Genomic DNA, 23230 nt, shown 5'->3' on the forward strand with positions numbered 1-23230 from the left:
GAAACGGATCGTTTCATGTCACTACCTGATTTCGAAGGCTGGGCGATTTTCGCGAGCGTTGTCGAGCATCGCTCGTTCAGCGGAGCAGCGCAGGCGATCGGCATGTCCAAGGCAACGGTGTCGAAGGCGATCACCCGGCTGGAACATAAGCTGGGGACCAGCCTGTTCCACCGCACCTCGCGCAAGTTGACGCTGACCGAAAGCGGTGCCGCGCTTGCCGAACGCGCGCAGCGAATCCTTGCCGAAGCGCAATGCGCGGAAGAAGATGCCCGCCATGCCGCCAGTACCCCCAGCGGAACGATCCACCTCGCCGCGCCGCTGACCTTCGGCCTTTCGCATGTCGCGCCAGCGATCGCCGATTTTCTGATTGAACATCCTGCGATCACGATCGACCTCCGACTGTCCGATGCGAAGGTCGATATCGTCGCTGACGGATTCGACATTGCGCTGCGCATCGCCGACCTGCCCGACAGCAGCCTGCGCGCGCGCCGTCTGGTACCCGTGCGCGTCCATATCGTCGCCGCACCTGCCTATCTCGACCGGTACGGAACCCCCGACCATCCATCGGGCCTTAGCGAGCATCGCTGTTTCGGTTATTCCAACGTCCCACGGCCGGGCATCTGGCATTTTCGCAATGCGGCGGGAGAAGAAATCTCGGTGCGCATCGCCGGTCCGCTGCAAAGCGACAATGGCGCGGCGATGCTTCCCGCGCTGCGGGCTGGGCTCGGCATAGCGCGGCTGCCCGATTTCATCGTCGATGATGACATCGCGGCAGGAACGCTGGTCCCGCTCCTTCCCGATTGGGCAACCGAAGCGGTCGCGCTGCATATGATGACCCCGCCGGGAACCCTTCGGCCCGAGCGCGTTACCCTCCTCATGGATTTTCTCACCCAACGTTTCCGCGCCCGGGAAGGACGCTAGGATGAACCGCCTCACCCCTGACAAAGCCGATGCCCGCTTCCTGCGCCGCGTCGTGCTCCTGATCCTGCTCGGAGCGATCACCGTCGCGCTATATCGCGCGCTCGACCTGCTGATCCTCGCGTTCGGATCGATGCTGGGGGCGATCACGATCCATGCGATCGCCGATCTCTATGCCGACAAGCTGCACTTTCCCCGAAGGATCTGCGTTCCCGCCGGGATTTTCACCATATTGTTCGCGATCGCCTTTCTCGTCTGGCTCGTCGCCTGGCAGTTCGGCGAGCAAGTCAACCAGCTCGTCGTCGCGCTGCCTGACCTCCTCACCCAGCTTGAAAACACGCTTTCCCAATCCCCGGTCGGAGCAAAGATCGTCGCTGCGGTCGAGGCAGCGTTCGCCGGATCGCGGATCGCGCAGGATATCGGCGGGCTGGTCGCCGGATCGGGCGAGATGGTGCTGAACTTCATCCTGCTGATCGTCGGCGCGATCTTCTTTGCCGCCGATCCCGATCTGTACAAGCGCGGCATCCTGCTCCTCATCCCCAAAAGCAAGCGCCCGGCAATTTCGGATGCGCTGCACGATGCGTCGGACACGCTGCGGCTGTGGCTGCGCGCGCAGCTCATCTGCATGTTGTCCATGGGGATATTGGTCTGGCTTGGCCTGTGGATTTCGGGCGTGCCCTCCGCGGCCGCGCTCGGCCTGCTCGCCGGACTTAGCGAATTCATTCCCTATGTCGGCCCCACCGCCGCGATGCTGCCTGCGCTGGGGCTGGCCGCTACGAAGGGGACCGGCTCGCTGATCGGCGCGCTGACCACCTATGCGCTGGTTCGCGTGGTACAAACCAACTTCATCACCCCGTTCGTTCAGGCTCGGGTCGTGGCCATTCCGCCCGCCGTCACGCTGTTCCTGATCATCGGCATCGGAATGGTGTTCGGAATTTTTGGCCTCTTCTTTTCCGCCGCACTTCTTATCGTTCTATATACCTTGATACGTAGTCTTTATCTGCGCGAAACGCTGGGCGAAGAGGTGTAAAAAGCCGCAAAACCCGCGCAAATGCAGGCATTCGACGGTTAGTTTTAAATTAACCTTTCATGGTATAGTCAGTTTAGGTTAATGTTCGTGGGTAAGCGCATCAGGCGCAACGCCCGGTCCGCTGACGAAGTCACGAGGTAAGGCCCATGCGCGTACTGCTGATCGAAGACGAACCGACCACGGCTCAGGCTATCGAACTGATGCTGAACGTCGAGGGGTTCAACGTCTATATGACCGACCTTGGCGAGGAAGGTCTGGATCTCGGCAAGCTCTATGATTACGACATCATTCTGCTCGACCTGAACCTGCCTGACATGCACGGCTATGACGTGCTGAAAAAACTTCGCGTCGCGCGGGTGCAGACGCCGGTGCTGATCCTTTCGGGCATTTCGGAAATGGACAGCAAGGTGCGCTCGTTCGGCTTCGGCGCTGACGATTATGTCACCAAACCTTTTCATCGCGAAGAGCTGATCGCACGCATCCATGCCGTGGTCCGACGGTCCAAGGGGCATAGCCAGTCGGTCATCCGCACCGGCAAACTGTCGGTCAATCTCGATACCAAGACGGTCGATGTTGACGGTGCCCGGGTGCATCTGACCGGCAAGGAATATGCGATGCTGGAGCTGCTCTCGCTTCGCAAGGGCACGACGCTGACCAAGGAAATGTTCCTCAACCATCTCTATGGCGGGATGGACGAACCGGAACTGAAGATTATCGACGTGTTTATCTGCAAACTCCGCAAAAAACTGTCGATGGCGGCTGATGGCGAAAATTATATCGAAACGGTCTGGGGGCGCGGCTATGTGTTGCGCGACAGCGACGATGGCGCGCTCGATCAGTCCAAAGTTGCCTGATTTAATCAAAACACAAACCTTTTAGCGGGGCCTCCTGCTTTTTGCCGTGACATTCCGGGGGGAACGTCACGGCTTTTTTTGGTCGGCTCCCGCCTCGCCGGCGGCGATGGCTCCCATGCTGGCGCGCGTGATCACCGATCAGTCGCCGAAGGTATATCGCGCTGCTTTCGCTACTATTTTGCGCCGGCTGTTCGTCAGTCTCATATATTTTGACGCCTCACCCGTCCTGCCGAAGCTATCACCATGCTATTGGCGGCGATAAAGCACGACAGGCTTCGTCGCACGATCAATACGGCTTCATGGCAAGTTTTGCATTGAATCATCGGATCATCCTTCCCACCATTAAAGTGCCGAGCGGTTTTTCATATGCTGCTCATCGGAAAGCCGCACATGCTTTCCGCGCGACACTCACGAAGAAGGATACCCTATGCCGACAGCAAAAAATGGCGACACCGTATTGATCGATTATGTCGTCCGCAAAAGCGACGACAGCATCGTGGGCGGCACTGAACAGGCAGGCCCGCAAAGCGTCACGATCGGCGCATCGCAGATTTTCCCGCAGATCGAGGCGGCGCTGACCGGCATGGAAGTCGGTGAGGAGCAGACGGTGGAAATCGCTGCCGCCGATGCATTCGGGCCGCGCCATGAAGACCGCATCATCGAAATTCCGCGCTCCAACCTGCCGCAGGACCCTGCCCCCGAACCCGGCATGGCACTTTCAGCGCAGCAGCAGGACGGATCGACCGCGACGCTGGTCATTACCGAAGTCGGCGAGGATTCGGTGAAGGCCGATGCGAACCATCCGCTCGCGGGCGAAGACCTGACCTTCGGCGTCAAGCTGGTTGAGATCAAAGAAGCCGCCTGACCCCTTTGCCACCTGCTTCCCCGCCCGCGGATGGGCGCGGAAGCAGCGCGGGCCGACCGCCGCCGATCGAGATCGTTCCGTCAGTCGGGAAGGTCGTGGCTGTTACGGCCGGCCCAGCCGCCATGTTCTATGCGTCCGCTGGCGAAACAGATCGACGGCCCGGCCAAGGCGGATCGATGGTGCGCTCGCACGGCGCTTTCCGAATGGTGGCGAATATATTCAGCACATACTTGCATATCGCCCGAATCAGCGGCGTGCGACCTTCGTCCCCGCTTTGTTTCGTTTCTAGCACGACAGAAACAATGCCTGCTTAATAAGGCCTTACTATAGATTCCTCTCAAGCGGAACCGGAGTCTACGTATAATCGCCTATAATGCTCCGTATAAGCCCTTACCTTATTGCGGAGCAAAGCATGATTGATATCTTCAATGCTTGGCGACTACCAAAGAAGCTGCTGGTTTCCTTTTCGGTCATCGCCATCATCTTGGCCTTCGTGGCCGGAGCCGGAATTTATGCCACCCAAACAATGAGCAACACTGCGTCTGCGCATGTATCCCGCGGGCTCGCCGGAACCGAAGCGCTCGGCGACCTCACGGCGGCGCTGCGCGAACGCCGCATCATCATCTGGTCGCTGATGAGCGCGAACTCGGCGAAAGAGCGCGATGAATATATAGCGCGCTACAATAAGACCGATAGCGATATCGAAGCTGCTATCGCTCGATATCAGCCGCTCGCCGAGCAATTCGCGCCGCAGCTCGAAGCGCTAAAGGCTGATATCGTAGAGCTCGATCAGGCCAATAAGCGGATCATTGCCACCTATACCGCGAACGGAGCAGGTGCTGCCCTGCCCATGGTTTCGGGCGAAGGCCGTACGACTTCACGTGCTGCGATCAACAAGGCCGATGCACTGATCGTTCTGCAGAAAGATCGCGCGCAGGCTAATGATGCCGCCGGCAATGCTTTCGCGGCGAAAGCATTCACCTTTCTGGTCACGCTATCGATGCTCGGCATGGGCATGTTGTTCGCGATCTGGAAGCTGCTCGGCAAAACCGTATCGAAACCGATGAGCGAGCTTTCCAATGCCACCACCGCGCTTGCGGCAGGAGGCAAGGCCTCGGTACCGCATCAGGATCGCTCGGATGAATTGGGCGATGTCGCAAAGGCGGTGGAGATGTTCCGCGTCGCCGCCGTCGAGCGCGCCGAGTCCGACGCCAAATCCGCCGCCGAGCAGCAAATCGTCACCACCTCGCTCAGCGAAAGCCTGCAGGCGCTCAAAAACGGCGATCTGACCGTCGATATTCAGGCGACGTTTCCGACCGCTTATGGCGAGCTGAAGGTCAATTTCAACGAAGCGCTCGCCAGCCTTCGCGAACTGATCGCTTCGGTTATCGAAAGTGCCGCGACAATCCAGACCGGATCGGGCGAAATCGCTCAGGCTTCGGAAGATCTTGCCCGCCGGACAGAAGCGAACGCCGCCAGCCTGGAAGAGACCTCAGCTGCGATAACGCAGATCGACGACCGGCTCGGGGCCAGTGCCAAAGCGGCAGCAAAGACGGTGCAGCGCGCGGACGGCGCGATTTCCACCGTCAATACCGGCCGTACCGTCGCCGACGAAGCCGTACAGGCAATGACTCGCGTTTCGGATAGCGCCAAGGGCATCGATGATGTCATTGAGGGCCTCGACAAGATTGCCTTCCAGACACGCGTTCTCGCCATGAACGCCGCAGTCGAAGCAGGCCGCGCGGGTGAGGCCGGCCGTGGCTTCGCGGTAGTCGCCGACCTCGTTTCCGCACTTGCGATGCGCGCCGAGGAAGAGGCGGGCCGCGCCCGCGAACAACTCACCGCAACACAGGCTGATGTCAGTGTGGCGGTAGAGATGGTGCAGAAGGTCGATGGCGCGCTGAACGACATTGCCGGGGATGTTACCGAAGTGCATACGCTGCTGGGCAACATGGCTGCGGACAATCAGGCGCAGTCCACCGCAATCACGCAGATTTCGGTGGCCATCGGTTCGATGGATCAGTCGACCCAGCAAAATGCCGCGATGGTCGAACAGACATCGGCTGCCGCGCGCAACCTTTCGCACGAGGTCAGCTCGCTCACCGATCGGGCGTCACGCTTCGAAGTGGGCAAGGTCGCGTTCCACAACGCCCCGCGCGCCACGGTGCTCTCGGCCCCCGCCCGGCCAAAACCCGTCGCAGCGAAACCGGACAGGGCCCCGGTCAAAGCTGTCGTCGCGGCAAAGGCCAATGGCGTGCTGGAAAGCGCTGACTGGACTGAGTTCTGACGATCGCGGGCAGCGCGATACGTCATCGCCTGCATTAACGGCATCGGCGGATCGCCGGCACCTTCCGCGATCCGCCTGTCGCCTGCTTCGGCAACAACAACAAAGCCCGATCCGCCATTATCCGGCGGATCGGGCTTTGCGCATGGTTCAGCCCTGCAATAGCGTTTCAGGACGCCAGTGCGTCCACCAGTGCCTTGACCTTTGCCTGCCGCCATTGCGGAAGCGGCGCGACCAGCCAATAGCCATAGCGCGCGACCTTCGGCTCGCCGATCAGCGTGACTCGGCCGGCCGCGATATCCGCGCGGGCGATCAGTTCGGGGACGGTGGCACGACCCAGTCCCGATGCCGCCGCATCCAGCGCCAGCCCGGCATCGCCGACCCGCACCAGCGCGCGCGCATCTTCGCTCAGGCATCCGGGCCAGCCGATCACCATATCGGCACCGCCGCCGGGCCGTTCGACCGTAACCATGCCGTCGGATTCGAGCGCTTCGCCCTCATGCTCGCCCGGCCCCTCGCCCCAGCGGATGGCGAGATCGAGATTAGCCTCGGTAAAATCGATCTGCGCATCGGCGGGAACGACCGAGAAGCGGAATTCGCCGTCGCTCGCCGCGATTTCGGCAAGCCTGGGCATCAGCCATTTGGCGCTGAGGTCGCGCGGGGCAGCGATGGTCAGCGATTTGGACGACTGCCCCGCCTGCATCGCACGCACCGCGTCCTCGAATTGCAGGAAGCCGGTGCGCAGCGCCTCAAGCCCCGCCTCGCCCTCCGGGGTCAGTTCCAGCCCGCGCGTCGTACGACGGAACAGCACGACGCCCAGCGTATCCTCCAGCGCGCGAATCTGCTGCCCTACAGCGGCCGGCGTGACCGCCAGTTCATCGGCGGCACGCGTAAAGGACAGATGGCGCGCGGCAGCATCGAGCACCCGCAGGCCGTTCAGCGGAAGATGCGTGCGCTTCATAGGATGTTCTGCCTTCCCGTTGCGGGATGGGTTGGTGTCGAAAACATGGACGGAAGCGATACGCTTCCCGACTTCGCCGCAAGCGAACGGATGGGGCCGGGAAAGCGTACGCCGTTCATTGCGTTTCCGCCGGTGCGATCAGGGGGAATTTGGGGATCGCGACATCGAAAAATTCGCCGTCCTCGCCGATCATGCGATAGCTGCCCTCCATCGATCCGGTCGGCGTCGACAGCGGGCAGCCGGAGACATAATCGAAACTGCCGTCCGGTTCGATCATCGGCTGTTCGCCGACCACGCCTTCGCCCTCGACGCTGTGGCGCGTGCCGCGGCCATCGGTGATGATCCAGTTGCGGCTGATCAGCTGCGCAGACTGTCCGGCACCGTTTTCGATCCGAACATGATAGGCCCAGAACCAGCGCCCGTGTTCCGGTTTGGATTGTTCGGGCAGATAGCTGACCGACACGCGGACCGTAATGCCGCGCGTTTCAGCACCATATCCGAACAATTCCTTCACAAACCCGCCTTTTCCAGCGCCCGGTCGAGATCCTCGATCAGATCGTCGGCATCTTCCAGCCCGACATTGAAACGCAGCATGCCTTCGGAAATACCCATTTCGATGCGCTTTTCTTCTGCAACGCCCGAGTGCGTGGTCGAGGCAGGGTGCGTCATCAGCGATCGGGAATCGCCGATATTGTTGGAAATATCAATCAGTTCCAGCGCGTCGAGCAGAGCATGCGCCTGTGTCCGCCCCTCCACTTCGAACGAGAAGATCGATCCGCACGCCGCCATTTGCTGCATGGCAAGCGCATGTTGCGGATGGCTGGCGAGGCCGGGATGCAGGATGCGCGGCACCCGCTTTTCGAGGAAACTGCCGACCTTCAGCGAATTCTCGCTCTGACGGCGGATGCGCAGATCGAGCGTTTCCAGCCCCTTCAGCACCACCCAGGCATTAAAGGCGCTCAGCGTCGGACCGGTATTGCGGTGGAACGGCAGCAGCACGTCGTTGATAAACGTTTCGCTGCCGCAGATCGCACCGGCAAGCACGCGTCCCTGCCCGTCCATCATCTTCGTCGCCGAATAGGCAACGACATCGGCGCCGAATTCCATCGGACGCTGCAAGGCAGACGTCGCGAACGCATTGTCCACGACGGTGGTCAGCCCGCGTTCCTTCGCAATATCGCACACTGCCTTCAGATCGACGATGTCCATCGTCGGATTGGCGGGCGTTTCGAAGAAGAATAGTTTCGTTTCGGGCCGTACCGCGTCGATAAAGGCCTGCGGATCGCGGGCATCGACATTGGTTGCCGAAATCCCGAATTTGGGGAGCAGCGTATCGGTCAGCCAGCGGCACGATCCGAACAGCGCACGCCCGGCCACGATATGATCGCCCGCCTCCAGCTGGCAGAGCAGCGCCGCAGTCATCGCCGCCATGCCGCTCGCCGTGGCGCGGCAGGCATCGGCCCCTTCCATCAACGCGATCCGCTGCTCCAGCATCTCGACGGTGGGATTCTGGAGGCGCGAATAGGTCATCCCCTCCTGATCGCCCGAAAAGCGCGCTGCCGCGTCCCCGGCGCAGTCATAGGCATAGCCGGAGGTGAGGAACATCGCTTCGGATGTTTCGCCCCATTCGCTGCGAGCGGTTCCGCCGCGCACCGCCTGAGTCGCGGGGCGCCAGTTGCGGGTGATATTGCGGTCCTGACCAGTTTTTCGCTTCATATGGTCGCTTTGCAGGTTCAGCGCCGGTCCCGTCAATATGATCGGTGATGGCGAGGACGCCTGTTTGCCCCTAAACCAATGCCACAATGTTTGACCGCCTTCGCGAACGCCCTGTTTTGACGGCCTTTCTTCTGGGGCTGGCTGCGCAAATTCTGTTCCTCGTCCATCTCGGCCATCCGGCGGTGCTGATGTTCGATGAACAGCATTATGTTCCCGCAGCGCGGGTGCTGCTGTCGCTCGACCATCCGGTGAATCGCGAACACCCCCTGCTGGCGAAGGAGATCATCGCCGCCGGAATCGCATTGTTAGGCGACAATCCCCTGGGCTGGCGGCTGTTTTCGACGCTGTCCGGGGCGGCGACCGTCGCCTGCGTGTACGCGATCCTGTTTCAGCTGTGCCGCGAATGGAGCACTGCCGTTGCCGGAGCGCTGTTCACCTTATGGAACCAGATGGTGTTCGTTCAGGCGCGGATCGCGATGCTCGACGGCTTTCTGGGGCTGTTCCTGACGGCGAGCGTGGCGGCGATGCTCTGGGCGATGCACGGTCCCGATGGCGGAGCGGTGAAGCGGCGGCTGGCGCTGACCGGACTGCTCCTTGGCCTTGGCGTCGCGGTGAAATGGGCGGCGGTGCCCTATGTCGCATGTGCGGGCGCCGCACTGCTGTTCCTGCGCGCGCGCGACGTGCACCGGGCCGGCAGGCCCTGGCGCGATGCCGTGTCGGCGCAGCGTCAGCGGCTATGGACCGACACCCATGCGATTACCGCGCTGCTGATCGTCGGGCTGGTCAGCATCGCCACCTATTTCGCGACCTTCGCGCCTGCCTTTTTCTATGCCCATGACGCGATGACCTTTGCGCAGCTGATCCCCTTCCAGTTCGAAATGTGGGCGCTTCAAACGCAGATCCTTCCCGCCCATCCCTATCAGTCCGACTGGTGGAGCTGGCCGCTGATCCTGCGCCCGATCTGGTATTTCTACGCCCCCAATAACGGCGCATGGCGCGGGGTGCTGCTGATCGGCAATCCGGCGATCCTGTGGGGCGGTATCGTCGCGGTCGCCGCCTGCCTGATCCAGTGGTGGCGCAGCGGCAACGGTCCGGCACTCGGTGCAGCGGGGCTATGGATCGGATCGCTCGCCATCTGGGCGATCATCCCGAAATCGCTGGGCTTTTTCTACTATTATTACCCCAGCGCGATCTTTCTCAGCATCGCGCTCGCGCTTGCCCTTCGTCCGCTCGCGGGAAAGCGCGGGCACCGCTTTCGCACTGGCTTCATGCTGCTGTCGGCCGCGCTATTCGTGTATTTCTACCCGATCCTGTCGGCAATGCCGCTTGACGGCGAGCGGGCATTTACGCGCTGGATCTGGTTTCGCGGCTGGATTTAAGCCGTGCGCCGGCGGCCGTAGCGCCCCCAGGTGAAGCGCGAGGAAAGCGCGAAATTCCACACCGCCGCGACGATCACCCCGACCAGCGCGCTGCCCGCCCAATTGCCGTTGCGGACATCGTGCAGAAACGCCGCCACGCCGATATTGGCAACCGCTCCCAGCGAGCAGACGACGCAGAACGACACCCACCCGTCGACCATCTGCCGCATCCCCCGAAGCCGCTGATCGCGATAGGTAAGCGCGTTGTTGAGGAAAAAGTTGAACGTCATCGCAGCGATCGTCGCCAGAATCGTCGCGGTCAGAAAACGCAGCGGCAGCACGCGGAACAGCAGCGCGAGCACGATCATATGCACCGCCGCCCCCAATGCGCCCACTGCCGAAAACATCGCGAAACGCACCGGCACATAGCGCCCGAAGCTGCGGTCATACAGCGCGATCAGATATTCGAGCGCGACGACATGATCCAGCTTGCTCTCCCCCGCCGCACGGCTGCGAAATACATAAGGCAGTTCGATGAAGTTCAGCGGGCGGCGGCTCGCCGTCAGCAGGTCGAGCAATATCTTGAACCCGATCCCCGACAGGCCCGGCGCAAGATCGCGCACGATCTGCGTTCGGATCATGAAGAACCCGCTCATCGGATCGCTGAGATCGGCGCGCAGCACCATGCGGGCAAGCCGGGTCGCCAGGGCCGACTTGCCCCGCCGGTCGCGGTCCCAGTCGCCCGTTCCCCCGCCCGGCGCAAAGCGCGATCCGATCACCAGATCGAGTTCGGGCCGCTCGGCCAGCGCAGCGAACATGGCGGGCAGCAGCGCTTCGTCATGCTGAAGATCGCCGTCGATCACCGCGACCAGCGGCGCTGCGGTCGCGCACATCCCCTCGACACAGGCAGTCGCAAGCCCGCGCCGCCCGATCCGTTGAATCACCCGGATGCGCGGATCGGTGCGGGCAAGCGCGCGGGCGGCATCGGCGGTGCCGTCCGGGCTGTCGTCATCGACGAAAATCGCTTCCCAGCAGCGCCCGGCAAGCGCGACGTCGAGCCGCTCGACCAGTTGGCCGACATTCGCCGCCTCGTTGAATACGGGGATGACGACTGCCAGTTCGAGCGGGCGTGTCACGCAAGCGCCGCCAGCACTGCCTCCGCCATCGCGGTGGTGGACAGCGATCCGCCGAGATCGGCGGTACGCGCGCCATCGGTGATTGCCTTTGCCACCGCCGCTTCGATCCGGTCGGCCTCCGCTGCCATGCCGAGCGAATAGCGCAGCAGCATCGCCGCCGACAGGATCGCAGCGCACGGATTGGCTTTGCCCTGCCCGGCAATGTCGGGCGCGCTGCCATGGATCGGTTCGTACATGCCGCGCCCGCCTTCGCCCGAAAGCGAGGCGGAGGGCAGCATCCCGATCGAACCGGCGCACATGCTCGCCTGATCCGACAGGATATCGCCGAACAGATTGCCGGTAACGATCACGTCGAACTGGCCCGGATCGCGCACCAGCTGCATCGCGGCATTGTCGACATACATATGGCTGAGCGTCACATCGGGATAGTCGGCCGAGACTTCGATCACGACATCGCGCCACAGCTGCGAGGTTTCGAGGACATTGGCCTTGTCCACCGAACAGAGCCGCTTTTTGCGGCGCATCGCGGTTTCGAACCCGACCCGCGCGATCCGTTCGACCTCGCGCTCGTCATAGCGCATCAGGTCATGGCCCTCGCGCAGCCCCTCCGGCGTTTTGCGATGGCCCTTTTCGCCGAAATAGACATCGCCGGTCAGTTCGCGCACGATCATCACATCAATGCTCCGCGCGATTTCGGGGCGAAGCGAGGATGCGTCCTCCAGCCCCGCGAACAGCTTTGCCGGGCGCAGATTGGCGAACAGATTGAGTTCCTTGCGAATGCCGAGCAATGCTGCTTCGGGGCGCAGCGAGCGTTCGATCGCTTCGAATTCGGGGTCACCGATCGCGCCGAACAGCACTGCATCCGACCGCCGCGCGAGCGCGAGCGTGGCCTCCGGCAGGGGATGGCCGGTCTCGCGATAGGCAGCGCCGCCGACCGGCGCCTCCTCGAACGTGAAGTCGCCGACGCGTTCGAGCACGCGCCGCGCCTCGCGCGTGACTTCCGGTCCGATCCCGTCGCCGGGCAATATCGCGATCAGCGGCATGGCCTGTTCCTTTTGTCTGATGATGCGCGATCCTGTGCCTGCCCGCGCGGCTTCACGCAACCGCCCTTTTCAGCCGGTCGATCAGCCGCTCGCGCGCGGCGAGAATATCGCGCCTGCGGTCGGTCAAAAGGTCGCGCGCCAGGAAATGCCCGGTGAGCGAAAGCCCTTCCAATATGTCTAGCCATATTGCGGAGCCGCCATCGAGCAGAAAAGCAGGAAGGCGAAAAAGCCTTTTTTCATAACCACTTGCACCGACCGTACTTACCGCGCGTCCGCTGCGTGGGCTGACATAGTTCAGATTTTCGGTCGTCCCGGTCGCGGCACAGGCCGACAGATCGAGCCCGAATCCGAGCGCGGTGAGCAGCAGCAATTCATAACGGACGAGCGCGCTTGCCCAGCCGCGGGCGCTGGGTGCAGCCTCGATCGCAGCGAACAATCCGTCGAGCGCATCGTGGATTTCGGGATAGGGCTGGCCCTCGGGCAGCACAGCGGCGGTCAGCACGCTGGCCCAGTCGAGCGCTGCTGCGGCGAGCGGTTCACCGTACAGCCCCGCCCGGCTGTGGATCAGCTCCAGCGTCAGCGCAGGCAGCGCGCCCTCGGTTCGCGCGCGCCATTCCCCCAGAATCGTATTTGCCGGTTGCAGCACGGGGCGAAGCCGCCGCGAATTGCCGCCGCGCACATAGCCGGGCTGCACCCCGGCCTGGCTAGTCAGCGCACGGACAATCGCGCCGCTCTCGCCATGCGGACGAACCGACAGGATCAAAGCGGGAGCGCGAAACTGCATCGCGGCAGCTATAGCCCGGTTTCCCGGCGCGGGGAATTGCCGGGGGTGGTCGTGAGGCTGTCCGCGCGTTTTCGGTCAGAGCAAGGAGAAGAAGGGCCGCACTTCGACAGGCTCAGCGCGAACGGGGTGTAGGCCGGGAGCCAAACACCTGCACCGTTCGCGCCGAGCTGCTCGAAGCCTGTCCAGAGCGCCTGCCTCGGCAGGCAGGCGAAGGGGGCTGTTCTTCTCCCGCTTCACCGCCCTTACTTCAGGGCGCGATGCCCCAGCGGGCATATTCCTTGTCGATTCCCGGCTGGCCGGCGCGGGCGGCGGCGATATCGGCCATGCCCTCCGTCTTGTTGCCCATCCGGTTGCGCACGACGCCGCGCATGAACATGCTGGCGGGTCGCCCCGGCGCGATGTCGAGCGCTGCGTTGAGATCGGCGAGCGCCTCTTCCATCCGACCCATCCGGAAATAGACCATGCCCCGGCTGTCGAGCGCAGCCGAAGGCTGATCGGCAAGCTCGATCGATTTGGTGCAATCCTTCAGCGCGCCGGGAAGGTCGACATTCATCGTGCCCTTGACCCAGCAGCTCTGGTTGAACAGGCTCGGTTGCCCCGGATGCTGTTTCAGCTCGGCATCGATCGTCGCGATCGCATCCTGCACCTTGTCCTGCCGGGTCAGCAGGTCGCTCTTCAGGATCGTCAGCGCTTCGCGGTCATCGCCGCCCAGCGCCAGCTGGTCATTGACCAGCGCCAGCCCCTTTTCGCTGTTGCCGGTGTCGGCATAGAGCAGCGCAAGCGTCGCCAGCGCCTCGACCGACCCGGGTTCCAGCTTGCGCGCCTCCTCGGCATCGGGAATCGCTTTTTCCGGCTCGCCCATGCTGCGAAGCGTATTGGCGCGAAGGAGCAGCGTATCGGCGCTGGCTTCCAGTTTGATCGCCGATCCCAGATCGGCCAGAACGCCGTCCCAGTCCTGAATTCCGCGCCGGAAATATGCGCGCACCAGATAGCTTTGCGCCTTGTCGGGCTCCTGCGCGATGACCTTCGCATAAGCATCGCTCAGCGCGGCAAAACGCTGTTTCTTGTTCGCGTCGCGCAGAATTTCCCAATTGGCGGGATAATCCTCGGACGCGACGGCTTCGAGCAGGCGCGAATTGGCGAGCGTCACGGCGGCGCGCGTATCAGCGATGCGATCGGCGGGTATCTCGCCGCCGCGCGAAAGTACGACATCGTCGACGCTGATCACGCCGTCTTTCAGCGTCACTTGCCGCTTCAGCCGATATCCGGCGAGCGTTTCGGGCAGGCTGGTATCGCCGTTCAGCGTGACGCCCTTTGCCTCGGGCGGCAATTCGACCCGAATATTGACTTCCTGCCCGCCGGGATCGCTCAGCTTGACCGGAATGTCGCGCCATGCGGTTCGCGCGCGATCGGGATTGAAATTGATCTCGCCGACCGCCTGATCCAGCGTCTTGCGGTAGCGATCGTTGCGCTTGTCCCAGCCGCTATCGGCGATTCCGGTCGCGTGCAGGACCACCATGCCCGAACCGTCTTTCGACTGTTCCAGCGATTTGCTGACGATCAGCGTGTCACCGAGCACCGACGATACCGACCGGGCGATCATATCGCGCTTCTGTTCGTCATCCGCCTGCGACCAGCCGGTCGAAATCATCTCAGCCGCCGGGCCGTGAACCGCAACCGACGCTTCGTACAGCGAGGGGAAGTTCAGCCCGGCGCGCTGGTCAAGCGTTACCGACATGCTGATATCGGGGCGTGCGGGATAGCGAAGGTCGATCTTCTCCAGCCCCGCGCCCGACGCCTGTACGGGCAGCACGGTTCCGAAATCGGGCGTATCGGTGATATCGATCAGCCGGTCGCCATTCTTCGTACCGTCGAGCCACAGCGTTTCGCCGCCGACCTTCGCACGCACCAGCACATGATTGAACGCCGCCGCACTCGGCAGGCGCTGCGGCACCAGATCGCCGAGGCCGATACTGGCGAGCACCGGCTGCGCGTCGATATCCAGCTCGTGCAGCAGAGCGAGCAGCAGCAGCGACTTGGCCTTGCAATCGCCATAGCGCATCCGCCAGGTATCGGCCGGCGATTGCGGGCGGTAATTGCCGCCGTTCATGCCGTTGAACAGATAGCGGGTCTTGTCCTGCACCAGTTGCAGCGCCAGCGCCGCGCGTGTCTTGGGGTCGCTGCTCTTCGCCTTGATCTTCTCGACCTCCGCGGCAAGGGGGCTACCCGGCGCGATCATTCCCTTCGTATCGTAGAGCGGGGCCATCACCGAGGAAACCTGCGCCCAGCTGTCAAAGGTCGATGCTTCGAGCAGCGACAGCGGTTGATAGCGTTTGGGCGCATCGGCCGGAACTTCTTCCGGCTTTTCGAGCGGCAGCGGAATTTCGAGCACATTATAGCCGTTTGTCACCACCGGCTTTGCGGTAATCTCCCGATGCGATTTCCAGCGCAGATCGGTTCCGACGGGCCAGCTCAGCCGCACGCGTGCGAAATCGGCGCGCATCGGCTTGGTCAGCAGCGGCAGCAGCGCCTGCGCATTGCCGCTCAGCGCCGGGTCCTTGTTCGTCGTCGACACGGTGATGTGCAGCACATCGCCGACGCGCAGTCCTTCGGCCTGCAGCGTCGCGGTCAGGATGCCGTTGATTTCCAGCTGCTCCATCGCCTCTTCGCGGCGAAGCACGCTGAATTTCTGTCCCTGCGCCAGCAAATCGATATGCTGGTCGCCGCGAATGATCTCCACGCCATGGATGATCAGGTCGCCGCCATCCGGCTGCCAGGGGAGCGCGATATTGCCCGCCTGCGCCAGCATCTGGCTGTTGGCGATGCGGATGGCATTGTCCGAATAGGTCCAGACGCGGCCGTCCTCCACCCGCTGCTGCTGATCGTAGCGCAGAAATATCGGCGACGCGTCGTTCAGATTGGTCGCATCGATCGGCGGTGCTGCCGCGATCCAGTCAGGGGCCGGCTTGTAGAGCGGAACATCGCCCGCATGGGCCGCAGCCGGTGCAAGCAGAACAACAGAAGCGGCGAACGCACGCGAAAACATCAGGCCCCCAAAAAACAGTCCATCTTCGGGTCAGCGTAACGGCCGCACGAACCGCCGCAAGGGGGCATCGCCTATCGCGCGTGATAAAAGTCGTACACGGTCTGCGCGACGCCCTTGCTCACCCCCGGCGCGCGCTGCAAATCCTCCAGACTGGCGTTGCGCACCGCGCGCGCCGTGCCGAAATGCATCAGCAGCGCCTTTTTGCGCGACGGGCCGATTCCCGGCACATCGTCGAGCGGGCTTGCCCCCATCGCCTTTGCCCGTTTCTGGCGATGCGCGCCGATCGCGAAGCGATGCACTTCATCGCGCAGCCGTTGCAGATAAAACAGCGTCGGCGAATTGGTCGGCAGCGTGAATTCGCGCCCGTCCATCATGTGAAACACCTCGCGCCCCTCCCGGCCATGATGCGGCCCCTTTGCCACACCGACCAGACAGACATCTTCGATGCCGAGTTCTTCCAGCACCGACCGGGCGGCGTTCAGCTGCCCGCGCCCGCCGTCGATCAGCACCAGATCGGGCCAGTCGCCCTTGTCGCGATCGGGGTCCTCCGCCTGAGCACGCGAAAAGCGGCGGGAGAATACTTCGCGCATCATGCCGTAATCGTCGCCCGGTTCGGTCTCTTTGCGCTTGATATTGAACTTGCGGTACTGGTTCTTGCGATAGCCCTCCGGCCCCGCCACGATCATCGCGCCCAGCGCATTCGTGCCCTGAATATGGCTGTTGTCGTACACTTCGATCCGGTCGGGCGGGCCGTCGAGATCGAACAATTCCGCCACCTCGCGCAGCAGTTTCGCCTGTGTCGTCGATTCGGCGAGGCGGCGTTCGAGCGCCTCCACCGCATTGCGCTTCGCCTGATCGATCAGGCGGCGGCGATCGCCGCGCTGCGGCACGCTGATCGCGACCTTATGCCCCGCGCGCTCGCCCAGCGCCTCCGCCAGCAGATCGCGCTCGGCAAGATCGCGATCGACGAACACATTTTTGGGCGGCGGCACTTCCTCGTAAAATTGCACGAGGAAGCTTTGGAGCACCTCATCTTCGGGCACGTCATTGGTGTGCTGCGGAAAAAAGCTGCGATGCCCCCAATTCTGCCCGCCGCGAATGAAGAACGCCTGAATGCCGATCACGCCTTCCTTGCACGCCAGCGCAAAGATATCGGCGTCGCCCACCCCCTCGGCATTGATCGCCTGACTGCCCTGAATGAAGGTCAGCGCGCGGAGGCGATCGCGCAGCAGCGCGGCATGTTCGAAATCGAGCTGCTCGCTCGCTGCCTCCATCTGCGCGCCTAGCTTTTCCTGAACACTGGTCGATTTGCCCGCGAGGAACTCCTTTGCGTCGCTCACCAGTTCGGCATAGCCGGCCGAATCGATCCGCCCCACGCACGGCGCCGAACAGCGCTTGATCTGATAGAGCAGGCAGGGCCGGTCGCGATTGTTGAAGAAACTGTCGGTACAGCTACGCAGCAGGAACAGCTTTTGCAGCGCGTTGAGCGTGTTGTTCACCGACCCGGCACTGGCGAACGGCCCGTAATAATTGCCCTTGGCCCGCCGCGCGCCGCGATGCTTCTGGATGCGCGGAAAATCATGATCGGCGCGCAGCAGGATGAAAGGGAAGCTCTTATCGTCGCGCAGCAGCACGTTGTAAGCGGGGCGATAGCGCTTGATCAGTTGCGCTTCGAGCAGCAGCGCCTCCGCCTCATTGTTCGTCGTCACGATCGTCATGCTGCGCGTCTGGGCGACCATGCGCTGCAACCGTTTCGACAGGCGGGTGACCTGCGTATAGTTCGTCACGCGGTTCTTCAGCGCGCGCGCCTTGCCCACATAGAGCACCTCGCCACGCGAATCCTGCATCCGGTACACGCCGGGCCGCGCGGGGAGCGTGGCCAGCACATTGCGGATCGCCGCGACCCCGGTTTCCAGATCGGGCTTGTCGGTGCCCCGCACCGTATAGGTCTGCGCTTCCTCGTTGAAACGCGAAGCGGCATTGGGGGTCTCGGGTCGGTCGGCTTTACTGGGGGGCATGGGCGCTATTTAGGACAGCCGTGCGGTAAATTCGAGCGGCGATGCGACGCGCAGATGCCGCTCAGCTCTGCGCGAACAGCTTCGTACCGACGACGCCGATCACGGTCAGCCCCATGAAGAGCGCCTGCACCGTGCCGACCTTGTCGCCGAACAGGATGACCCCGCCGATGATGACGCCGACCGCGCCGAGGCCGGTCCAGACCGCATAAGCGGTCCCGGCGGGCAGGCCGCGCATCGCGAGCGCAAGCAGGCCCATATTGACGAAGGACAGGATGATGGGAATGGCCGAAATCTGCCAGCTCGCGGCGCTTGCCGCCCATTTCAGGCTGAGCGCCCAGCAGATTTCGGTGATGACGGCGATGCCAAGAATGAACCAGTACATCGCCGCGCCCTTAGCCCGGTTCGCAAGCGGGTGCAAAGCCGGGTTTGCTTGGGGCGCTGAAAGCAAATCTGAACCAAGCGGAAGGATACAGGCGGCACGGGGCGCTTATAGCGACCTATGTTGATGCCAGCCTATGATACCAGTGTCAGGCAATCCAGAGCCGCACCAACCGCGCCCCACTCCGCGCCACCATAGTGCCACACGCCATCGGCCCCGGCCTTCGCCGGGGCGACGATAGTGGAAATCGCTGTGATATAAAGCCGCTAACCCAATGCGTCGCCCCGGCGGAGGCCGGGGTCGCCATCGTCTGCCACCGCCCAACCCACACCCGCCCTTGTGAGAAGCAAAAATGGCATTGTTGCCAATTCTTGCCAATTTTTTGCCAAACGGCGTATATGCCTGCACATGGCAACAATGAACGTCTCTTTGCCGGACACGATGAAAAGCTTCGTCGATGAGCAGGTCGCGGGCCGGGGCTATGGCACAAGCAGTGAATATATCCGGGAATTGATCCGCAGGGATCAGAACAGGCAGGATTTGCGCAACCTGCTTCTGCAAGGTGCGCGCTCGGCTGCGGGCAAGACGGCGGATGAGGATTATTTCCGGAATCTTCGCAAACGCATCGATCCGTCTGCGCAATGAGCGCAAAGCCGGTCGTCCTCAGGGACCTCGCCGACCGGGATATCGAAGCGGTTGTTGACTATTACGCTCAGGAATCGGGCGCCGATGTCGCCACGGGATTCGTAGAAGAACTTCAGAACGGCTTGCACACCATTGCCGAACATCCCGGCACGGGATCGCCGCGATATGCGCAGGAACTTGATTTGCCGGGGCTGCGAAGCCGAAAAGTGGCTCGTTATCCCCGACTGATCTTCTACATCGAGCAGAACGACCATATCGATGTGTGGCGCCTACTTCGTGCCCAACGCGACATACCGGCCTGGCTGCAAGAAGGGGGTGACTGACCTGCAACGGCCGCCTGCTGGCCCGCTGCGTCCCGGCGGGTCTGGACGGTGCGGCGCACCACCAATCTCACATCCGGGTCATTGAAAAGGTGGTGAGCCCTGCTGGATTCGAACCAGCGACCTACTGATTAAAAGTCAGTTGCTCTACCGACTGAGCTAAGGGCCCGTCACCGGGGGGCAGCAGGTAAGCGGGCTTTGCCGCGCGGTCAACCGCTTTGCTGCGTTAAACGCGCGAATTTCGCGTTCGGGCCAGAAGCTGGCGCATCGTGTGCCCGGTGAGCGGGTCGCGCCAGCCGGGCGCAATCGCCGCCAGCGGCCCCATCACAAACCCGCGCCGGCGAAACTGCGCGTGCGGCACAACCAGCCCCGGCGATGCCCATGCACCGCCCGACCAGAGCAGGATATCCAGATCGAGCGCGCGTTCGCCCCAGCGCTGCCCTCGCCGCCGCCCGAAAGCGCGTTCGATCGCCTTGAGCCGGGTGAGCAGCTCGGGCGGCATCTCCTCGCTCGCGACGATCGCCACCGCATTGGCGAATCGGCGTCGCGACGGCCCCAGCGGCGCGGTTTCGATGACCGGGGAGGCAGCCGCCACGCCGCCCAGCGCATCGAGCGCGGCATGCAGCGTCTCGCGCGGCGATCCGTGCACCGTGCGACGATTCGACCCAAGCGCAATGGCATAGCTTGCTCGCTCCATCGCCTGTCCTTATTCCGGCGCGATGTTCGCTGCCAGCCCCATTCCCGATACCGAACCGCCGCGCGATTGTCCCCGCTGCCCGCGCCTCGTCGCGCTGCGCGAGGAAATTCGCGCCGAACATCCCGACTGGTGGAATGCGCCGGTCAATGCGTTCGGCGATCGGCACGCCTGGCTGGCGATCATCGGGCTCGCGCCGGGAAAGCATGGCGCGCATCGCACCGGTCGGCCCTTTACCGGCGATTATGCGGGCGACCTGCTCTTCGCGACGCTGGACAAGTTCGGCCTAGCGAACGGACGCTATGGCTGTCGCCCCGATGACGGGCTGGAGCTGACCGGCGCGGTCATCATCAATGCGGTCAAGTGCCTGCCGCCGCAGAACAAGCCGACGCCCGAGGAAATCCGCACCTGCCGGCCGTTTCTGGATGGTCAGCAGGCGGCGCTGCCCGATGTGAAGGTGTTTGTTGCGCTGGGCCGGATCGCGCATGACAGCGCGCTGAAACTGTTCGGGGTGCGCGCGGCAAATGCGAAATTCGGTCACCTTGCCGAACATCGCCTGCCCGACGGGCGCTGGCTGCTCGATAGCTATCATTGCTCACGCTACAACACGAACACCGGGCGGCTGACAGACGCGATGTTCGAGGCGGTGTTCGCGCGGGCAGAGCAACTGCGCGACGGTTAGTCGGCGCGCTCCAGCGTCACGAAGCTGAACGCCGGACGGTCGCCCTCGGCGGCCTGATCCTCGCGAAATGTCTCGCGCCATTCGGGTGCGGTGAAGGCGGGCACGATCGTATCGCCTTCGGGGCTTGCATGCACTTCGGTCAGTTCGACCCGATCGGCGCGGTCGCGAAAAAGCGCGAAAATCTCCGCCCCGCCGATCACCGCCACCGTCTCCGCCTCGCCCGCAAGCGCAAGCGCGCCATCGACATCATGCGCGACTTCCGCGCCTTCGGCCTGCCAGCCGGCGTCGCGGGTCAATACGATATGGCGACGGCCCTTCAGCAGCGAGGGGAAGCTCTCGAACGTTTTGCGCCCCATCACCATCGGCTTGCCCATGGTCAGCGCCTTGAAACGTTTGAGGTCGGCGGGAATGTGCCAGGGCAGCCGGTCGTCCACGCCGATCACGCCATTATCCGCGCGCGCCAGAAAGAAGCATATCATACCGCCACCGGCGCCTTGATATGCGGCTGCGCGGCATAATCGTGCAGCACGAAATCCGCATATTCATAAGCATCGATGCCGTCGGGTTTGCGAGTGATTTCGAGACGCGGCAGCGGCCCGGGCGTGCGGCCGAGCTGTTCGCGTGCCTGATCGAGATGGTTCGAATACAGGTGGCAGTCGCCGCCGGTCCAGATGAACTCGCCCACCTCCAGATCGCATTGCTGCGCCAGCATATGGGTGAGCAGCGCATAGCTTGCGATATTGAACGGCACGCCCAGAAAAATGTCCGCCGAACGCTGATAGAGCTGGAGCGACAATTTGCCGTTCGCGACATGGCACTGGAACAGGCAATGGCACGGTGCCAGCGCCATCGCGCCGAGCTCGCCCGGATTCCACGCCGTAACGATGTGGCGGCGCGACGCAGGGTTGGTCTTCAGGTCGGCGATCAGCCCTTTGATCTGATCGATATGGCTCCCGTCCGGCGCCTGCCAGTCGCGCCACTGCTTGCCATATACCGGGCCAAGGTCGCCCTGTTCATCCGCCCATTCGTTCCAGATGCTGACGCCGCGCTCCTGCAACCAGCGGACATTGGTGTCGCCGCGCAGGAACCACAGCAATTCGATGATGATCGATTTCAGGTGCAGCTTCTTGGTGGTGAGCACCGGAAAGCCCTTGCCCAGATCGAACCGCATCTGATGGCCGAATACGCTGCGCGTACCCACGCCCGTGCGGTCGTCCTGCACCGCGCCATGGTCCAGCGCGCGCGCCATGAGATCGAGATATTGCTGCATGGGATTCATGCCTAGCCGGTCCGCGCGCCTCCGCCAAGACGGAGCAAATAGTCCGAAACGGAGGAATCTAGCTTCAAAGCCGATCAGCTTCCCGATGCAGCCGACGCTACGGGCGTGCAACGACGTCCGGATGATCGCGCTTGCCGGAATCGTACCCGATCCGGGCACCCTGCCCCATTTCTTTGCCCCACTCGCCCGGGCGCGGAAGGAACTGGCGGTCTTTGCCTATCGCAACCGTCGGGGAATGCTGATCGGCCTGCGCCACTGTCATGGCGGGCTGGACGAGACCATATTGCCGCTACGTTCGGTGGTGCGCGATGCGCTTGCGCTCAATGCCGCTTCGATCATGATCGCGCACAACCATCCCAGCGGCATGTCGCAGCCGAGCAAGGCCGATTGCGAAACGACCCGGCTGATCGCGCGGACGCTGCGCCCGATCGGACTATGGCTCGCCGATCACTGGGTAGTGGGACGCGAGGATTCGTCGAGTTTTCTGGCGCTGGGATTATTGTGACCGGGCAGGCGACAGGGCCGGATCGCGCCCGGTTCGGGACGATCGCCGGCGCGTTCGAACACCGCCAGATAGCCGCCCGCCGAGGGCATGGCCGTCATCCGCACCAGCCGATAGCCGACCGCGGCGAATTCGCATTTTAACAGCGCGGGCGGCGTGCCGTGATTTTGCGTCGCACGATTCGCATCCACCACGATCACCTGCCCGCCCTCGCGCAGCGACGGACGCATCCGCCACAGAAATTCATAAGGCTGCGCGATCTCGTGATACATATGGACCAGCAGGATGCGGTCGAAGCTGTCGTCGGGCAATTTGGGATCGTTGGGGTCGCCGAGACGCACCGAGACATTGTCGAGCTGGTCGCGGCTCACCCGGCGGGCAAGCGCGTCGCGCACGTCGGGAACGATATCCTCGGCGAGCACCCGGCCATGCGGACCGACCCGGCGGGCGAGGCGGACGGTGTAATAGCCTTCGCCCGCGCCGATATCGGCGACGCTCATGCCCGGCGCGATCCCGGCCTTTTCCATTACCTCGGCCGCTTCATGTAGCCGGTCGCGTGCCTCTTCGGTCGACCAGCGGCTCGATATGATCGGCGAAACCGGACGGTCGGGCGCGGGAAACGGCCCGACCGGCGCGGCCTGTGTGCGGGTGGCGCGCGGCGGTCCGCCGTCGCACCCCGCCAGCATCGCCAGCGCTGCTCCAAGCAATGCCAGCGA

At 63.1% G+C, this 23230-nt stretch carries 23 protein-coding genes and 1 tRNA gene; 10 read left to right on the forward strand and 14 right to left on the reverse strand.

Annotated elements, in window-relative coordinates; translation table 11 throughout:
• Positions 1 to 15 precede the first annotated feature (15 nt).
• From EV664_RS13300 to EV664_RS13320, 5 genes are all read left to right on the forward strand, one after another.
• Positions 16 to 921 (forward strand): LysR family transcriptional regulator, encoded by a 906-nt coding sequence (locus EV664_RS13300; protein WP_133496215.1) that lies wholly within the window; start codon positions 16 to 18, stop codon positions 919 to 921.
• A gap of 1 nt (position 922) precedes the next feature.
• Entirely contained in the window at positions 923 to 1948 is a 1026-nt protein-coding gene (locus EV664_RS13305; protein ID WP_133496216.1) for an AI-2E family transporter, read from the forward strand.
• 146 nt (positions 1949 to 2094) lie between these two features.
• Entirely contained in the window at positions 2095 to 2802 is a 708-nt protein-coding gene (gene ctrA, locus EV664_RS13310) for a response regulator transcription factor CtrA (RefSeq protein WP_133496217.1), read from the forward strand.
• A gap of 427 nt (positions 2803 to 3229) precedes the next feature.
• Positions 3230 to 3667, forward strand: coding sequence for an FKBP-type peptidyl-prolyl cis-trans isomerase (locus EV664_RS13315; RefSeq protein WP_133496218.1), 438 nt, complete (start codon positions 3230 to 3232; stop codon positions 3665 to 3667).
• Positions 3668 to 4079: 412 nt separating this feature from the next.
• On the forward strand, positions 4080 to 5954 hold the full coding sequence (locus tag EV664_RS13320; RefSeq protein WP_133496219.1) for a HAMP domain-containing methyl-accepting chemotaxis protein: 1875 nt from the start codon (positions 4080 to 4082) through the stop codon (positions 5952 to 5954).
• 166 nt (positions 5955 to 6120) lie between these two features.
• Here EV664_RS13320 and EV664_RS13325 read toward each other — a convergent pair whose 3' ends face one another.
• The 3 genes from EV664_RS13325 to EV664_RS13335 form a co-directional block, all read right to left on the reverse strand.
• Positions 6121 to 6912, reverse strand: coding sequence for a LysR family transcriptional regulator (locus EV664_RS13325; protein ID WP_133496220.1), 792 nt, complete (start codon positions 6910 to 6912; stop codon positions 6121 to 6123).
• A gap of 115 nt (positions 6913 to 7027) precedes the next feature.
• Positions 7028 to 7426 (reverse strand): Co2+/Mg2+ efflux protein ApaG, encoded by a 399-nt coding sequence (apaG, locus tag EV664_RS13330; protein WP_133496221.1) that lies wholly within the window; start codon positions 7424 to 7426, stop codon positions 7028 to 7030.
• Entirely contained in the window at positions 7423 to 8628 is a 1206-nt protein-coding gene (locus EV664_RS13335) for a trans-sulfuration enzyme family protein (RefSeq protein ID WP_133496222.1), read from the reverse strand. Before EV664_RS13335 ends, apaG begins: the two co-directional genes overlap by 4 nt.
• 86 nt (positions 8629 to 8714) lie before the next feature.
• Here EV664_RS13335 and EV664_RS13340 point away from each other — a divergent pair, with 86 nt between their 5' ends.
• A complete protein-coding gene (locus EV664_RS13340; RefSeq protein WP_133496223.1) occupies positions 8715 to 10007 on the forward strand; it encodes a phospholipid carrier-dependent glycosyltransferase in 1293 nt (430 codons plus the stop codon).
• On the opposite strand, the gene EV664_RS13345 is transcribed toward EV664_RS13340, so the two are convergent.
• The 6 genes from EV664_RS13345 to EV664_RS13370 all read right to left on the reverse strand — a co-directional run bounded on the left by EV664_RS13345 (position 10004) and on the right by EV664_RS13370 (position 18395).
• Positions 10004 to 11122: a glycosyltransferase family 2 protein gene (locus EV664_RS13345; protein WP_133496224.1), complete on the reverse strand. Its 1119-nt coding sequence runs from the start codon at positions 11120 to 11122 to the stop codon at positions 10004 to 10006. The genes EV664_RS13340 and EV664_RS13345 overlap by 4 nt on opposite strands.
• Positions 11119 to 12165 (reverse strand): 3-isopropylmalate dehydrogenase, encoded by a 1047-nt coding sequence (gene leuB, locus EV664_RS13350; protein ID WP_133496225.1) that lies wholly within the window; start codon positions 12163 to 12165, stop codon positions 11119 to 11121. Before leuB ends, EV664_RS13345 begins: the two co-directional genes overlap by 4 nt.
• A 52-nt stretch (positions 12166 to 12217) precedes the next feature.
• Complete coding sequence (gene recO, locus EV664_RS13355) at positions 12218 to 12949, reverse strand: DNA repair protein RecO (protein ID WP_133496226.1); 732 nt, start codon at positions 12947 to 12949, stop codon at positions 12218 to 12220.
• 247 nt (positions 12950 to 13196) lie between these two features.
• Entirely contained in the window at positions 13197 to 15995 is a 2799-nt protein-coding gene (locus tag EV664_RS13360; RefSeq protein ID WP_133496227.1) for a DUF3857 domain-containing protein, read from the reverse strand.
• Between the two features lie 71 nt (positions 15996 to 16066).
• Complete coding sequence (gene uvrC / locus EV664_RS13365; protein ID WP_133496228.1) at positions 16067 to 18013, reverse strand: excinuclease ABC subunit UvrC; 1947 nt, start codon at positions 18011 to 18013, stop codon at positions 16067 to 16069.
• A gap of 61 nt (positions 18014 to 18074) precedes the next feature.
• Positions 18075 to 18395: a DMT family transporter gene (locus EV664_RS13370; protein WP_133496229.1), complete on the reverse strand. Its 321-nt coding sequence runs from the start codon at positions 18393 to 18395 to the stop codon at positions 18075 to 18077.
• A 405-nt stretch (positions 18396 to 18800) separates the two neighbouring features.
• Between EV664_RS13370 and EV664_RS13375 the strand changes: the two genes are divergently transcribed.
• Positions 18801 to 19037 carry a type II toxin-antitoxin system ParD family antitoxin gene (locus EV664_RS13375; protein WP_133496230.1) on the forward strand — a complete coding sequence of 79 codons (237 nt, stop codon included), beginning with the start codon at positions 18801 to 18803 and terminating at the stop codon, positions 19035 to 19037.
• Complete coding sequence (locus tag EV664_RS13380) at positions 19034 to 19360, forward strand: type II toxin-antitoxin system RelE/ParE family toxin (RefSeq protein ID WP_133496231.1); 327 nt, start codon at positions 19034 to 19036, stop codon at positions 19358 to 19360. The genes EV664_RS13375 and EV664_RS13380 overlap by 4 nt, the downstream gene beginning before the upstream one ends.
• Before the next feature lie 90 nt (positions 19361 to 19450).
• On the opposite strand, the gene EV664_RS13385 is transcribed toward EV664_RS13380, so the two are convergent.
• Both EV664_RS13385 and folK read right to left on the reverse strand, forming a co-directional pair.
• Positions 19451 to 19526: transfer RNA gene (locus EV664_RS13385), tRNA-Lys, on the reverse strand.
• 57 nt (positions 19527 to 19583) lie between these two features.
• Positions 19584 to 20054: a 2-amino-4-hydroxy-6-hydroxymethyldihydropteridine diphosphokinase gene (gene folK, locus EV664_RS13390; protein WP_133496232.1), complete on the reverse strand. Its 471-nt coding sequence runs from the start codon at positions 20052 to 20054 to the stop codon at positions 19584 to 19586.
• A gap of 22 nt (positions 20055 to 20076) precedes the next feature.
• Here folK and EV664_RS13395 point away from each other — a divergent pair, with 22 nt between their 5' ends.
• Positions 20077 to 20733 carry a uracil-DNA glycosylase gene (locus EV664_RS13395; protein WP_133496233.1) on the forward strand — a complete coding sequence of 219 codons (657 nt, stop codon included), beginning with the start codon at positions 20077 to 20079 and terminating at the stop codon, positions 20731 to 20733.
• Here the strand turns inward: EV664_RS13395 and EV664_RS13400 are convergent.
• Both EV664_RS13400 and EV664_RS13405 read right to left on the reverse strand, forming a co-directional pair.
• Positions 20730 to 21212: a dihydrofolate reductase gene (locus EV664_RS13400; RefSeq protein WP_133496234.1), complete on the reverse strand. Its 483-nt coding sequence runs from the start codon at positions 21210 to 21212 to the stop codon at positions 20730 to 20732. The genes EV664_RS13395 and EV664_RS13400 overlap by 4 nt on opposite strands.
• Positions 21209 to 22003 (reverse strand): thymidylate synthase, encoded by a 795-nt coding sequence (locus EV664_RS13405; RefSeq protein ID WP_133496262.1) that lies wholly within the window; start codon positions 22001 to 22003, stop codon positions 21209 to 21211. The genes EV664_RS13400 and EV664_RS13405 overlap by 4 nt, the downstream gene beginning before the upstream one ends.
• Positions 22004 to 22097: 94 nt before the next feature.
• Between EV664_RS13405 and EV664_RS13410 the strand changes: the two genes are divergently transcribed.
• On the forward strand, positions 22098 to 22517 hold the full coding sequence (locus tag EV664_RS13410; RefSeq protein ID WP_162848850.1) for a JAB domain-containing protein: 420 nt from the start codon (positions 22098 to 22100) through the stop codon (positions 22515 to 22517).
• On the opposite strand, the gene EV664_RS13415 is transcribed toward EV664_RS13410, so the two are convergent.
• Positions 22460 to 23200, reverse strand: coding sequence for a class I SAM-dependent methyltransferase (locus EV664_RS13415; protein ID WP_133496263.1), 741 nt, complete (start codon positions 23198 to 23200; stop codon positions 22460 to 22462). The genes EV664_RS13410 and EV664_RS13415 overlap by 58 nt on opposite strands.
• Positions 23201 to 23230: the final 30 nt, after the last annotated feature.

Origin of the sequence: Stakelama pacifica, from assembly GCF_004361835.1 — a bacterium.
Taxonomy (GTDB): Bacteria; Pseudomonadota; Alphaproteobacteria; order Sphingomonadales; family Sphingomonadaceae; genus Sphingomonas; species Sphingomonas pacifica.